General features: G+C 70.6%; 9 protein-coding genes. All 9 read right to left on the bottom strand.

The window, feature by feature from the left end:
• Positions 1–172: 172 nt before the first annotated feature.
• Positions 173–1,783 carry a phosphate ABC transporter substrate-binding protein PstS gene (gene pstS, locus DEU35_RS07720; RefSeq protein ID WP_258873408.1) on the bottom strand — a complete coding sequence of 537 codons (1,611 nt, stop codon included), beginning with the start codon at positions 1,781–1,783 and terminating at the stop codon, positions 173–175.
• Positions 1,780–3,138, bottom strand: a complete 1,359-nt coding sequence (gene pstA, locus DEU35_RS07725) for a phosphate ABC transporter permease PstA (protein ID WP_116239139.1) — start codon at positions 3,136–3,138, stop codon at positions 1,780–1,782. Before pstA ends, pstS begins: the two co-directional genes overlap by 4 nt.
• A 1-nt stretch (position 3,139) precedes the next feature.
• Positions 3,140–4,189: a phosphate ABC transporter permease subunit PstC gene (gene pstC, locus DEU35_RS07730; protein ID WP_103206435.1), complete on the bottom strand. Its 1,050-nt coding sequence runs from the start codon at positions 4,187–4,189 to the stop codon at positions 3,140–3,142.
• A gap of 181 nt (positions 4,190–4,370) precedes the next feature.
• Positions 4,371–6,047: a serine/threonine protein kinase gene (locus DEU35_RS07735; protein ID WP_181904610.1), complete on the bottom strand. Its 1,677-nt coding sequence runs from the start codon at positions 6,045–6,047 to the stop codon at positions 4,371–4,373.
• 45 nt (positions 6,048–6,092) lie between these two features.
• A complete protein-coding gene (locus DEU35_RS07740; protein ID WP_116239141.1) occupies positions 6,093–6,635 on the bottom strand; it encodes a hypothetical protein in 543 nt (180 codons plus the stop codon).
• Positions 6,636–6,980: 345 nt separating this feature from the next.
• Positions 6,981–7,574, bottom strand: a complete 594-nt coding sequence (gene recR, locus DEU35_RS07745; protein ID WP_103206090.1) for a recombination mediator RecR — start codon at positions 7,572–7,574, stop codon at positions 6,981–6,983.
• Entirely contained in the window at positions 7,574–10,483 is a 2,910-nt protein-coding gene (locus DEU35_RS07750) for a DNA polymerase III subunit gamma and tau (protein WP_116239142.1), read from the bottom strand. The genes recR and DEU35_RS07750 overlap by 1 nt, the downstream gene beginning before the upstream one ends.
• A 395-nt stretch (positions 10,484–10,878) precedes the next feature.
• Positions 10,879–13,416 carry a glycoside hydrolase family 65 protein gene (locus tag DEU35_RS07755; RefSeq protein ID WP_103206088.1) on the bottom strand — a complete coding sequence of 846 codons (2,538 nt, stop codon included), beginning with the start codon at positions 13,414–13,416 and terminating at the stop codon, positions 10,879–10,881.
• Between the two features lie 121 nt (positions 13,417–13,537).
• Positions 13,538–14,272, bottom strand: a complete 735-nt coding sequence (locus DEU35_RS07760; protein WP_116239143.1) for an HAD family phosphatase — start codon at positions 14,270–14,272, stop codon at positions 13,538–13,540.
• Positions 14,273–14,333 lie beyond the last annotated feature (61 nt).

Below are 14,333 nucleotides of genomic sequence, written 5' to 3' on the forward strand. Positions count from 1 at the left end.
CCTGTCGACGGGTCGAAGTTATGGGCGGGTTATGACGGACGGATGAACAAGCTCACAACGAGGGCTCGCGCTCGCGTTGCGGAGAGACGTTTCTGCGAAAGACCCGGTCGAAGCGGAATTCGGGCACGCCGAAGCCGCGTCCGACCGCGTCGGACGCGAGGCGAGTGGCGCGTCAGCGGCCGTTGGGGCGACGGGAGCGACGCAGCAGCAGAGGCGGCACACCGATGGCGGCGACCAGCAGCACGGCCGCGGCAGCCATCATCACCGCGGGGGCTCCCGGCACCGGATCGGGGATCGAGAAGGGAGCGGATGCCGCTGCCCGCCCACCCCCGGCGGCACCGGACAGGAGGTTGCCGTTGGCGTCGTAGACCGCCTCCGCGGCCGTGGATGCGGCGGCCGGGTCGGTCGCGGCGGTCGCCCCCGCGGCTGCGGTGCCCGTGGTCGCGGCGCCGGCAGCGGCTCCCCCGTCACCGGACCCGGTGACGTCGGTGCTCGTGCCGGCGGCACCCGCCGTCCCGGTCACGCACTGGCTGGGCCCCTGCTTGTCGCAGTCGGCCGGTTGCGGGGCGGTCTGCGCCAGGCGGTTGTTGTCCAGGGAGTCCCCCGGCTGGAAGGTCGGGTTGTTGCACGCGTTGATGTCGACGGTCGAGCCTTGGGCGCCGGGAATCCGCTTGATCTGCTCGGCACCCGCTTGAACGAGGTTCATCGGGAGCGGCGAATAGCCCAGCTGCTCCGCCTGCTGCTGCCCCTCGCAGAGGACGTATTTGGCGAAGGCACCCAGCGTGCGCCCCTTGTCGGCGTTGAACGTCCCGCCCTCCTGGGTCGGCACGATCATGTACGAGTAGCTCGAGAGCGGGTACGTGCGAGGGTCGCCGTTGTTGTAGACCCCATCGAGGATCTGGGTCAGGTAGTCGGCTGACGAGGCGTTGGTGTTGATCTGCGCCTTGAGCATCGCGACCGCCACCGAAGAGGCGGTCGGTTCGATGTAATAGCCGGCGGCATTGAGCACCTTCGCCACCGGGAACCCGGACTTCAGTGCGTACGAGTACTCGACGTAGGTGATGGCACCCTCGCCGTAGTTCTGTCCCACATAGGCGGAGACGCCGAGCGAACCGTTCTGCAGGGTGGCCCCCACGTCGTCGGGGAACTGCGACGTCATCCCCGTCGTCCAGATATCGGGGTGCTGCTTCGACATCCACATCGTGAACTGCGCGGTCGAACCCGATCCGTCGGAACGCGCGATGCGCTGGATGGGGCGGTCGGGCATCGCGAGCCCCGGGTTGTCGGCCTGGATGGCGGGATCGTTCCAGTTGGTGATCTTGCCCGCGAAGATCTTCGTCACGGTGGCCCCCGCGAGGCGCAGGTTCGTCACCTGCTTGCCGCCGATCTTCAGGTTGTACATGAACGAGGTGCCGCCGGCGACGATGGGCATGTACGCGTAGCCCCCGACGGGAGGCTTCTCGGGCTGCGCCCCCTTCTCGGTCGGCTGCAGCTGGAACGGGATCTCGCTGATGGCGAAATCGACGCTGCGGTTGATGAAGTCGGTGCGACCGGCCGTGGAGCCGAGGCCCCGGTAGTTGACGGTCATCGTGTAGTTGGACTGCACGTTTCGCCGCCACTGGTCGAGGGCGTTCTGCGACCAGGTCGACCCGGAGCCGGAGATGTCGGCGTAGGCAGCGTCCGCGGCGGTGGCCGCGGGGGTGACGCCACCGGCGCCGACCACCCCCGCGACGAGGGCGGCGACGAGGGCGGTCGCGGCGAGTCGGAAGCGGCGGGGGATCACGGAGTCTCCTCGGAGGGGTGGGAAGTGTCGGCGGCGACCCGCTCGGCGGCGAGCGCTTCGCTGGCCGTCAAGGTCGCGGGAACGAGGACAGCACTCGCGGCGGCCGCCGACAGAGCGGCGCGACGCTCGATACGTGCGAGATCGCCCCGTGACGCCGCGGCGCGGGCGCGGCGTCGGCGCGGGCTCAACTGACCCGCGCCTTTTCCGCCGATGGCGCGAGCGACGATGAACAGGACGAGCACGAGCGCGATGAGGGTCGCGGCCGCCCCGAATCCTCGGGCGATCATCGACGGCTCGGGAGATTTGACCATGTCGAACACCTGGAGCGGCAGCGAGATCATCGGCCCGTGGAAGGGGTTCGTGTTCATGACGGCCGTCACACCCGAGGTCAGAAGGACCGGCGAGGTCTCGCCGACACCGCGTGCCGTGCCCAGGATCACCGCGGTCGCGAGCCCCGAACGGGACGTCGGCAGCACGACCGTCCACACCGTCCGCCATCGCGATGCGCCGAGCGCATAGGACGCCTCGCGCAGGTTCCCCGGCACGAGCCGGAGGACGACGTCGGAGGCGCGGATGATGATCGGCAGCATCATCACGGTAATCGCGAGCGACGCCGCGAACCCCGAGCGCTCCTGGGTCACCAGGGTGATGACGGCGGCGTAGATGAAGAGGCCGGCGACGATCGAGGGCAGCGCGGTCATGGCATCCGAGATGGTCCGGACGAAGCGGGCGAACCGCCCGCCGATCTCGTTCATGAAGACCGCGGTCGCAATGCCCAGCGGTACGGCGATGGCCAGGGCGATCGAGATCTGGATCAGGGTGCCGACGATGGCATGGGCGATGCCGCCCGTGTCGAGCGGGTCGAGCGGACCCGCGAATTTCATCGTCTCGATGAAGAAGGTGAGGTGGGTGACCGCGTCGAAACCACGCAGCAGCGTGAAGACGACCACGAACACCAAAGCGGCCAGCAACAGGCCACCGGCACTGTAGAGCAGGGCGGTCATGACGCGGTCGACCACATCGAGCCGGTCGGAGCGCAGAACGATGAGCAACGCGTAGATCGCCAAGAACGACGCGTAGGCCACCACAGCCCACCCGATCACCCCGGTCATCGGCGTGAGCCAGCCGAACAGCAGGGTCGCCACCGCGAGGGAGGCGCAGACCGCGCCGATCAGGTCGAAACGCTGCTCGGCCGGGATGCCGCGCACGCGCCGGCGCGGCCCCGGAGCCTCGGCGCCCGGGTCGGGCAGCTCGGTCCGTCCGCGACGGGGGGCGGGGAGCGTTCCGGGTACCTCGACGAGGCGCGTGACGTCGTCTCCGACCGGTGGCGGAGCCAGGGTGGCATCCGGGGTCATGTCATCCCTCGCTCTGGGCGCCGGAGCGCGATCGGGCCACGACGGAGGACGCGGTGAAGTTGATGACGAGGGTGATGACGAACAGCGTCAGCCCGGCCGCCATCAGGGCCGACAGACCGAACTGACTCGATTCGCCGTAGCGGAGGGCGATGAGCGCGGAGATGGAGTTCGACCCCTTGCTGAGGACCTCGACGTTGATCGTGAAGATCGGCGAGATGATCATGTAGACGGCGATCGTCTCCCCCAGCGCCCTGCCCAACCCGAGCATCGTCCCGCCGATGATTCCACCCCGACCGAACGGCAGAACGACGGTGCGGATCATGCCCCATCGGGTCGATCCGAGGGCCAGCGCCCCCTCGCGTTCTCCGATCGGCGCCTGCGAGAAGGCCTCGCGCATCACCGAGGTCTGGGTCGGTGCCACCATCAGCGCCACGACGATGCCGGCGATGAAGGCCGAGGAGGTGAACGCCCCCGCCGAGGTGATGCGTGCACCATCGGGATCGGTCACGGCGAGGACGGGAACCCACGCGAAGTAGTAGGAAATCCACTGGGCGACGGGGATGACCGCCGCCTGGAGGAAGAACACCCCCCAGAGCCCGTAGACCACGCTCGGCACCGCGGCCATGAGATCGACCAGTGTGACCAGGGCCGACCGGAGGCGGGGAGGAGCGACCTCCGAGATGAGCAGCGCCGTCCCCACGGCGAGGGGAACAGAGAACGCCATCGCCACCAGTGCGATCGAGACGGTGCCGAACAGCACGGCGACGATGCCGAAATCCCCGGCCTCCGGGTTCCACTCCTGCGTCCAGAAGAACGACGGGCCCGCGACGCTCAGCGCTTCGCCGCTGCGGAGGGTGAGGAACAATCCGACCGCCAGCATGATCGCGACGGTGATTCCGCCCGCGGCGTAGGACGTGGCGCGGAAGACGGCATCTCCGCGTGAGGGCCGCGCGCGCAGCTCGCGGGGCGCGACCGGCTGCTTCTCCTCGGCAGACGGTGCTTCAGCGGGGCGCAGGAGCTCGGTGAGCGCGTCCGGGCCGACGGCGGTCATCGCGTCACGCTCCGGGGCGCGCACACGACGGCGCGCAGAGATGGTCTCATCGGGCTTCCTGAGAACACGGACCGGCGGCGGGTTCCAGCCGGATCCTCGACAGCGTGGGGGCCGAACATGAACAACCGACCACGTTCCGGGGAAGGAGCCTTGGCCGAGACGTGAGCGGGCCACGAGCGCTTCATGACGACGGCTCCGGAGTCGGTGTCGAGGTCGGGGCGCGCGTCGTCCCGGTCGGCGACGGCAGCGGTGTCGGGGTGGCGGCTCCCGTCGACAGTGTCAGGGTCACCGGCGTCCCGAGCGGCGATCGGGAGCCGGCCGCGGGGTCGACATCGATGACGCCACCCGCGGGCACGATGCTCGAGGTCGCGTGCCGCAGGACGATCGCGAAGCCCGCGGACGCCACCGAGTACTGAGCGCGATCCGCCGTCGCGCCTCGCACGTCGGGCACCGTGTTGAAGCCGCTCGCCACGACCAGTGTGATCGGATCACCGGATGCCGAGACCTCGCCCGGCGCGGGATCCGTCGCCGTCACCGTGCCCACGGCATCCGTTCCATCCGACGAACCCGTCTTCTCTGCGACGCGGAGACCGGCGGCCGCGAGGAGGGCGCGGGCGTCTTCCTCCTGCCGGCCCACCACCGTGGGAACGGTGACACTCCGCGGGCCCGGAGTCTCGGCAGCTCGAGCGGCAGGGGGTGAGGGCGACGCCGATGAGACGGAGGGCGAGGCGGCGGCGGTAGAGGAGGCGTGCGGCCGCTCCTGCGCTTCGACCGGGGCCGCGCGAGGGACGAGGGCGAAGACCAGGATGCCCACGAGCACGGCGGCGGTCGAGAGCAGGATCCACATCAGGGACGACGCCCCGGAGCGCGGGCCGACAGTCTCGGCCGCAGACCGGGCCACCGGGGACGGGAGAAGTCGGGTGGCCGGCGCCGGCACCCCGGACGGTGCGACGGCCATCGAAGCCGCGACGCCGCGCGGGGAGGAGAGGGCCGCGGCGGAGAGGGCCGATCGCATCGCCGGCGCCGAGGCGAAGCGATCGCCGGGCTCCTTCATCAGCGCTCGGACGACGAATCGATCGAGCTCGACGGGAACGCCGCGTGCGCGGACGGAAACGGTGGGGGGAAGGGCCATCAGGTGTGCCCGGACCGTCTCGTCGATGCTCGCTCGCACGAACGGCGGTTCCCCGACGAGGGCCAGGTACAGAAGAGCCCCGACCTGGTAGATGTCGCCCGCGACTCCCACCGCGTCTCCGCGGAGGTGCTCCGGAGAGGCGTACGCGGGGTTACCGACGATCCCCTCGGCCGCGGCTGTCACGCCGCTCAGCAGGACGTCTCCGGCCCGTGCGGATCGGCCCGGCCTGTCCGCCACACCGAGATCGATGAGAGTGACGGCGGTGACGTCGCCGCCGGCCTCGCGTTGGACGAGCACATTGGATGCCGACACGTCACGGTGGACGTAGCCCGCCGCGTGGACCGCCTCGAGGGCACCCAGAACGCGGTCGACGACGGCGAGAGCCGCCGCCGGAGGCAGCGGCCCCCGCGTGCGGACGAGCTCGGCGAGGGTGACGCCCGGGGCGAACATCCAGGCCGTCCACACTCGGAGACCGCCGTCGTCGCCCATCGCGACGACCCGGGCCACGGACGGGTGCGAGATCGACCGGGCGATCGACGCCTCGCGGAAGAAGGCGGCTCGCACCGTGGGCGTCACGTCGAGATGGGGGTGCAGGACCTTCACGGCGACCACTCCGCCCTCGACCGTATCGAGAGCCTCGTACACCGAGGCGGTGGCGCCCGAGCCCAGCAGAGATCGGATCCGGAATCGCCCGCCGATCAGATCAGGAAGCTGCGGATCGGTCACGGGCACGCCGTCCCGGCCGCCGACGCGGGTGTCGCCATCGGTCGCTCAGCCAAGGAGGGGGACTTCTTCGCGCACCTGACGGTAACGGCGCCCGGAACGCGTGCCGATGTTCACGACACGAGCGATATGGGCGCGACCCAGGTGATCACGCGCCGCGCGCGCCGCTGCGGCGGCCTCACCCGGCGACTCGTACCAGCGGGAGCTGATGAGCACGGGCAGACCGCCGAGTCGGAGGGCCCAGGCGTGCCGGGTGGGCACGTCGCCGCGCACGGTGGTCGGCGACAGCTCGCCCGCCCGGGCGCTCAACACCTCGGCATCGGCCCAGGCGTCGTCCGGGGCGGGGTACAGCCACGTCCCCCGACCGAGCTCGCGGTTGTTCGTGGCGAGCAGTCTCCACACGCCGTACATGCCGCCGCGTGCGACCGGCCCGCTCGCGCGGGGGGCGACGACGCCCTGACCGGTTTCCGCGGGCAGGATGCGGGCCCGGAAAGAGAGCCACGACGCCAGCATCGGGTCGTCGGTGGATCGGAACGTGTCGAAGACGACGCGCGCCTGCGCGCTTGATCGCGCGGAGAGCTGTTCGCTCACGAGGGGTCCCCTGTCTCGCGGATTCGCACCGGCCCTTCGGGTCGACCGGTGATTCTCCGCCGAGAAGAACGTCCTCCCCCGGCATGGCCGCGGCACGATCAACGGGTGAACGAGCGGTTCACCAGCCCTCAACGATTCGTCACGAACTCATAAGGTGCGTTCACCCGCCGGTTCATACGACCTGCTGGTCGGGAAGGCGGGGGCCGTCAGGGTGACGAGGTCGTCCGCGCCGACGCGGCGAGCCGGTTCAGCTCGCTGAGTACGCCGGGTCGCAGCATGAGTCGGGGCAGGTCGAAGGACTGCGAGCAGCGCGATGGATCGGATCACCACGTGCGGCGAGTCGGGTCAGAGCGTGCGACGACCCTCGAAGGCGCGGCCCAGGGTCACTTCGTCGGCGTATTCCAAGTCGCCGCCGACAGGCAGACCGGATGCCAAACGCGTCACACGGATCTCGAGGGTGTGCATGAGCCGGCTGAGGTAGGTCGCGGTCGCCTCGCCCTCGAGGTTCGGATTCGTCGCGAGGATGACCTCTTGCACGGTGCCGTCGGCGAGGCGCTGCATGAGTTGGGTCACGCGAAGGTCGTCGGGACCGATGCCCGCGATGGGGCTGATGGCTCCGCCGAGCACGTGATACAGGCCGCGGAACTCGCGCGTGCGCTCGATCGCCGAGACGTCCTTGGCGTCCTCGACCACGCAGATGAGGGTGGCGTTACGACGCGGATCACGGCAGATCGAGCAGCGGTCCTGCTCGGAGACGTTGCCGCAGATCTCGCAGAACTTCACCTTGTCGCGGATCTCGCCGAGCAGCGTCGACAGACGCGACACGTCGAACGATGGCGACTGCAGGATGTGGAACGCGATGCGCTGAGCGGATTTCGGACCGATGCCCGGAAGGCGCCCGAATTCGTCGATCAGGTCTTGGACGATGCCGTCGTACATCAGGTGAACCTCGTCGGGGGTTCGTAGGGTTCATCGCGCACGTAGTTCGCGCCGAGCATCTGGCGCACCACGGCTTCGCCGTAGCGCTGAACTCCCCCGCTGAGCGGCGCCATACGCGGAACGACGACCGGCGGCAGCGGGACCTCGGACTCGTCGACCGGCGGGATCACGTCATCGTCGTCGGCCTCGTCGGGCGCGGGCACCGAGGGGGTGACCTCGCGCGGCGGGAGGACGACACCCTCGTGCACCCCGGAGGGGGCGACCGCGATCGCTTCGTCGGGTTCGTCGTCGACCGCGAGCGCCGTCGACGGAGCCGCTGCGGCGCGCGTCGTGGCCGGAGCAGAACCATCGGATGCCGGAATGGGAGCGACGGCCCACTCGGTCACCGAAGACGAGTATGGAGCCGAACTCTGCGGAGAGCGCGGCGCGGGGGCGGGAGGGCCGGACGCCGGACCGCTCGCGGGGCCGGAAGGACCACGCGACGCGCCCCCGGGACCGGAACCTCCGGGGCCGTCCCCCTCCAGGCGGGCGAGGTACTTGACCCGGACGCCGAGGACCGCCTGGATGGCGTGGCGCAGGTCTTCGCTCGGGCCGCCCTCGGGGGTGCGTGTCTTGAAGGCGGTGAGATCGCTGCCCGTGCGGAACGCCAGGGTGAGGACGTCGCCCTCGAAGGCGGCGACGGCCGCCGTCGAGACGACGAGCCACGACGAGCGACTCGCGACCTCGAGCTGGCCGAGAACCTCGGGCCACGCGTCGCGGACGTGCCCGAGCTCGATCGGACCGACCGGAGTGGCCGGCGGTGTGGGCGCAATCGGGTCGAGCGGTGACGCGTCTTCGGTGTCGTCGGACGGCGCGTTCGAGATCGGCGCCGGGACGGGTCGCTGTTCGATCGGCTCCGACGCGGACGACACGGCAGCATCGCGGGGCGGGGTCGATTCCCGGGGCGGGGTCGCTTCGCGGGGCGGGGTCGCTTCGCGGGGCGGGGTCGCTTCGCGGGGCGGGGTCGCCGCCGCCCGGTCGGTCGGCGCCGGGTCGCTCTCGGGCTCGGGAGACGCGGTCTGCGGGGTGGGAGCCGTATCGAACGGATGGGCATCGTCCGTCGTTTCTGCACGGCCCGCACCTGCCGACGCGGCGGGGAGGGAAGGTGCTTCCGCTGTCGCGCGAGTGTCGCCCTGCGAGCGTGGGTCGGCGAGCGCCGTCGCCTCAGCCGCGCCGCGGTCGGTGCGCGCAGGCGACACGGGCGGAGAGGGCTCGTCGTCGTCGTCGAAGGGCGGCGGAGCGTCGTCGTCGGTGAACGGCGGCGGGACGTCGTCGTCGCTCGGCGCGGAAGAGGTCGACTCGGTGTCGGTGGGCCGCGCCGGAGCGGCCTCGGAGCCGTGCGGCGAGGTTGCGGCGGACGATGCGGAACCGGGTGAGGCGACACCGGACGACGCCACCGCCGGAGAACTCGTGGGAGAAGAGCCCGGCCCGGGCGAGGCGATCGCGCCGGGAGATGCCACGGTCGGCGCGGCGACGCCGGGCGCAGCGACCGTCGGCGCAGCCACGGGCGAAGCCCCGGAAGGAGACCCGGAGGGTGAGGGACCCGCGGGAGCGACGCCCGCCGGAGACACGGTTGTGGGGGCGGCAACCCGCGACCTGCCCGGGCTCGCGACCGCCGGCGTCGTTTCAGGGGCGGCGATGTCCGCCGCGGGAGATGCCGGGCGTCCCGTCGCCGGAACCGGTGCAGGAGCGCCTGGGCCGCCGCGCGCCGCATCGAGATCGTGCGCCATCGCGGGTGACGTGCCCTGGGCGATACCGGCGTGGGTGAGCACGCGGGCGACGAGGAGTTCGAGCTGCAGGCGCGGGGACGTGGCCCCGGTCATCTCGTCGAGAGCCGCGACCACCAGGTCGGCCGTGCGCGACAGCCGCGCAGCGCCGAATGCCGTCGCCTGACGCGACATTCGATCGAACTCGTCGTCGGGGATGCCCCGCAGGATCGCTGAAGCACCGGCACCGGTCGCCGCCACGACGATGAGGTCGCGAAGCCGCTCGAGCAGGTCATCGACGAAGCGGCGCGGGTCTTGACCGGTCTGCACGACGCGATCGACGGCGGCGAAGGCTCCCCCGCCGTCGTTCGCGGCGAAGGCGTCGACGACCTCGTCGAGCAGCTCGGAGTGGGTGTACCCGAGCAGCGCGACCGCGCGCTCGTACCGCACGAGGACGTGACCCTCGGCATCGGCGTCGGAGCCGGCGATGAGCTGGTCGAGCAGCGAGAGCGTGTCGCGGGGCGAGCCGCCCCCGGCGCGAACGACGAGCGGTAGGACGCCTGCCTCGACACCCACGCCCTCGCTCTCGCAGAGCTCTTGAACGTACTCGAGCATCGCCGCGGGCGGAACGAGTCGGAAGGGGTAGTGGTGCGTGCGCGAGCGGATCGTGCCGAGCACCTTCTCGGGCTCGGTGGTCGCGAAGATGAACTTCACGTGCGCGGGAGGCTCTTCGACGAGCTTGAGCAGGGCGTTGAAGCCCTGCTGGGTCACCATGTGCGCCTCGTCGAGGATGAAGATCTTGAAGCGGTCACGGGCAGGGGCGAAGATCGCGCGCTCGCGCAGGTCACGGGCGTCGTCGACACCGTTGTGGCTCGCCGCGTCGATCTCGACCACGTCGAGCGATCCGCCGCCGCCGCGACCGAGTTCGACACAGCTGTCGCACGTGCCGCACGGGGTGTCGGTGGGGCCGGCCGCGCAGTTGAGGCAGCGCGCGAGAATACGGGCTGACGTGGTCTTTCCGCAGCCGCGCGGACCCGAGAACAGATACGCGTGACCGACGCGGTCGCTGCGCAGGGCGGTCATGAGCGGCTCGGTCACCTGCGACTGCCCGATCATCTCGCCGAACGCCTCAGGGCGGTATCGGCGGTACAGGGCTGTCGTCACCCCACCAGCCTACGGCGTCCCTCCGACATCGCCTCCGCCGTCCTCGTCATCGACACCTCGCGCGCGCGGATCGACCCCCGCGACCCCGACGATGGACCGCCGAGCCACGGGGAGCGGAGGAGAATGCGGCTACGGAGGACTCGACCGGCTCGCGGCATCCTCCCCTCCCCGTTTCTCCTCCCGTGCGCCGAGAAGAGCGGTACGGGAAGACGGACCTCCCGTCGCCCGCCGGGCGAGGACACCGCGCCACGAGCCCCGGCACCCTCACCGACCCCGGTATCCCCCGGCACGCCCCGGGCATCCGCCCGACGCGCGGTATCCACCCGACGCGCGATATCCACCCGGAAACGCCGAACGCGACGACATCCCGGAGGATGCCGCCGCGTTCGAAAGGATCAGAAACCGCCGTCGAGCCCGACCGCGATCGGCCCGTCGTCGTCGCTCACGATCGGGATCGCCGTCGTGACGATCGGCACCGACGCCGACAGCAGCGTTCCGTCCTCGCGTACCGACCCCTCGAGCTGGCGGATCGACGGCCGCCCCGGTCGCACCGGGCCCTGCCCGTGCAGCGCGACGCGCACGATCTCGCCGGGAGCCACGGTGTAATCCACCCCGCGCACGGCGAAGGTGACGGGCGCGCCCTCTCCTCCGGCGCGCAGCGTCAGCGCGGTCTCGGTGAGCGTGACGTCGAGGCGCGTGCCGTGCCAGTGCAGCACATACGACAGTTCGGGCCAGTCCGCGGGCAGGCGCGGGTCGAAGGTGAGCAGACCGAAGTGATCGCGCATGCCTCCGAAGCCGCTGACGAGCGCGGTCCACACCCCGCCGGCCGACGCCACGTGCACACCGTCCGAGGCGTTGTGGTGCAGGTCGCCGAGATCCACGAACGCGGCCTGACGGAAGTACTCGAGCGCGAGGTCCTGGTAGCCCACCTCGGCCGCCAGGATCGACTGCACGACCGCCGACAGCGTCGAGTCGCCCGTGGTCAGCGGGTCGTAGTACTCGAAGTCCGCGAGCTTCTCGGCATCCGTGAAGTGATTCCCCTGCAGGAACAGGGCGAGCACCACATCGGCCTGCTTGAGCACCTGGTAGCGGTAGATCACCAGCGGGTGGAAGTGCAGCAGCAGTGGACGCTGGTCGGGCGGGGTGTTCTCGAGGTCCCAGATCTCGCGCTCGAGGAAGACGGCGTCCTGGGGATGGATGCCGAGGGCCTCGCTGAACGGGATGTGCATGGCCTCGGCCGCCTTGTCCCAGCGCTCGGGCTCGGAGGGATCGAGGTTCATGCGGTCGGCCATCTGGGCGTAGGCCTCGGGGTTGTTCTCGGCGAGATCCCGGACGGTGCGCGCCGCGAAGCGCAGGTTGAAGCGCGCCATGACGTTGGTGAAGAGGTTGTCGTTGACGACGGTGGTGTACTCGTCGGGTCCGGTCACGCCGTGGATGTGGAAGGAGTCGTGCTCGCCCTCATCGACCGCGTCGCTCGAGCGCCAGAACCCCAGCGTCGACCACAGGCGGGCGGTGTCGACGGCGATGTCGACGCCCTCGCGGGCGAGGAACTCCTCGTCCCCGGTCGCGCGGACGTATTTGGCCAGCGCGAAGGCGACGTCGGCATTGATGTGGTACTGAGCGGTGCCGGCGGCGTAGTACGCCGATGCCTCTTCGCCGTTGATCGTGCGCCAGGGGAACAGGGCTCCCGCCTCGTTGAGCTGGTGCGCGCGCTTTCGGGCCGCGGGGAGCATGAGGTAGCGCATGCGCAGGGCGTTCCGGGCCCAGAGCGGCGAGGTGTACGCGAGGAACGGGAGGACGTAGACCTCAGTGTCCCAGAAGTAATGGCCGCTGTATCCGGAACCCGTGACGCCCTTGGCGGGAACCCCCTGCCCATCGGCCCGGGCCGCGGCCTGCGCCAGCTGGAACAGACACCAGCGCGTGGCCTGCTGCAGGTCGCCGTGGCCCCCGATACGCACGTCGGAGCGGTCCCAGAAGTCGGCGTACCAGGCGATCTGCTTCTCGACGAGCCCGTCGATCCCCGTCTCGACGGCACGGTCGATCGTGCGGCGGCAGCGGTCGAGGAGCTCGCCCGTGGGGACACCTCGCGAGGTGTGATAGCTCACGAGCTTGGTGATGGTCGTGGGCACGCCGGCCTTCGCGTGCACGCGATAGACGTTCTTGGCGATGTCGGGCTCGATGAGCTGACGCGAGGTGTACTCGTTCTCGGTCTCGACGAGGTGATCGGCGATGACGGCGAGCGTCATGTTCGATTCGCTGACCTCGTAGCTCAGCGCCGAGCGGTTGCCGTCCTGCCAGTACTCGCGCGGCTGCAGCACCCGGTCGCTGAGTCTCTCGGTCTTGCGCGGGTCGAAACCGGACTGCTTGGATGCCATGGGCGAGCCGCCGTAGATCCCCTCGCCGTCCTGGCGGTTCAGCAGCTGGTTGCTCACGGTGACCGGGGCGTCGGCATCGAGCACCGTCACGGTGAGACGGAGGACGGCGAGGTGCTTCTCGTCGAACGAGACGAAGCGCTCGTCCTCGATGCGGACGCGTTTGCCCGAGGGCGTGACCCACAGGAGATGGCGACGGAGGATCCCCTGGCGCATGTCGAGCACGCGCTCGTACTCGCGTACGTCGGCGACGTCGAGCGAAAGGGGCTCGTCGTCGACGTAGACGCGCATGACCTTGGCATCCGGGGCGTTGATGATCGTCTGGCCGACCTCGGCGAAGCCGTAGGCCTGCTCGGCGTGCCGGATGGGGAACGTCTCGTGGAAGCCGTTGATGAACGTGCCCTGCTCGAGCGCGAAGCGGCCCTCGATGGAGTTGCCGCGCAGGCCCAGGTAGCCGTTGCCGACGGCGAACAGGGTCTCGGTGACCCCCACGTCGTCGAGCGAGAACTCGGTCTCGACGAGGCGCCATTCGTCGACGGGGAAGCGATCGCGATCGATCATCGGGGCGTGCCTTCCGGTGGCAGGTTCGGGTCGGCGCGGGGCGGCCTCGGGCCGTTCGCGCGGGTGGTGCTCGGTCTCGCCCGTGGGGCGGGCGACGACGGGTGTCGCGGGTGGCGACGGCTCAGTCTACGAACGCGGCGAGGTCGTCGACGACCACGGTGGCCCCGGCGGCGCGGAGCTGGTCGGCGCCGACCCCGCGGTCGACGCCCACGACGACGCCATAGCCTGCGGCGACGGCGGAGCGCACGCCGCTCAGCGCGTCTTCGACGGCCACGGATCGCGCGGGGTCGACGCCCAGCAGACGTGCGGCCTCGGCGAACACGTCGGGAGCGGGCTTGGACGAGAGGTGGTCGCGCTCGGCGATCACGCCGTCCATCACGACGGGGAAGCGCTCGCGGATGCCGGCGGCGTCGAGGACCTCGACGGCGTTCTTCGAACTGGAGACCACCGCGATGGGGGTCCCCGCGGCCTGCAACACGTCGAGGAGGGCGACAGAACCGGGGTAGGGCGCGATGCCCTCGCTGCGGAGGATCCGCGAGAACACCTCGTTCTTGCGGTTGCCGACGCCGCAGACGGTGTCTTCGGACGGATCGTCGGAGGGTTCCCCCCACGGGACCTCGACGTCGCGGCTGCGCAGCAGGCTCGCCACCCCGTCGTAGCGCTTCTTGCCGTCGACGTACTCGAAGTAATCGCGATCGGTGTAGGCGGGCTCGATCTTCCATGCCGCGAACAGCTCGTCGAACATCGTCTTCCACGCCCGCATGTGCACCTCGGCGGTGGGGGTGAGCACCCCGTCGAGGTCGAAGAGGACCCCCTGGAAACCGGTGAGGTCGGGCAGGTCGGGGCTGTCGGTCACGGCTGGCTCCAGATCGGGGTGCGGTGGCGCGAACGCCCGGAGCGCCGCCCTTCCAGCGTAG

This window comes from Microbacterium sp. AG157, from assembly GCF_003385695.1.
GTDB lineage: Bacteria > Actinomycetota > Actinomycetes > Actinomycetales > Microbacteriaceae > Microbacterium > Microbacterium testaceum.

What these genes read in the sequence shown, in the direction of transcription:
- pstA (WP_116239139.1), bottom strand. Translation starts at nt 3,138, where the DNA reads ATGACCCCGGATGCCACCCTGGCTCCGCCACCGGTCGGAGACGACGTC.
- pstC (WP_103206435.1), bottom strand. Translation starts at nt 4,189, where the DNA reads ATGACCGCCGTCGGCCCGGACGCGCTCACCGAGCTCCTGCGCCCCGCT.
- recR (WP_103206090.1), bottom strand. Translation starts at nt 7,574, where the DNA reads ATGTACGACGGCATCGTCCAAGACCTGATCGACGAATTCGGGCGCCTT.
- DEU35_RS07755 (WP_103206088.1), bottom strand. Translation starts at nt 13,416, where the DNA reads ATGATCGATCGCGATCGCTTCCCCGTCGACGAATGGCGCCTCGTCGAG.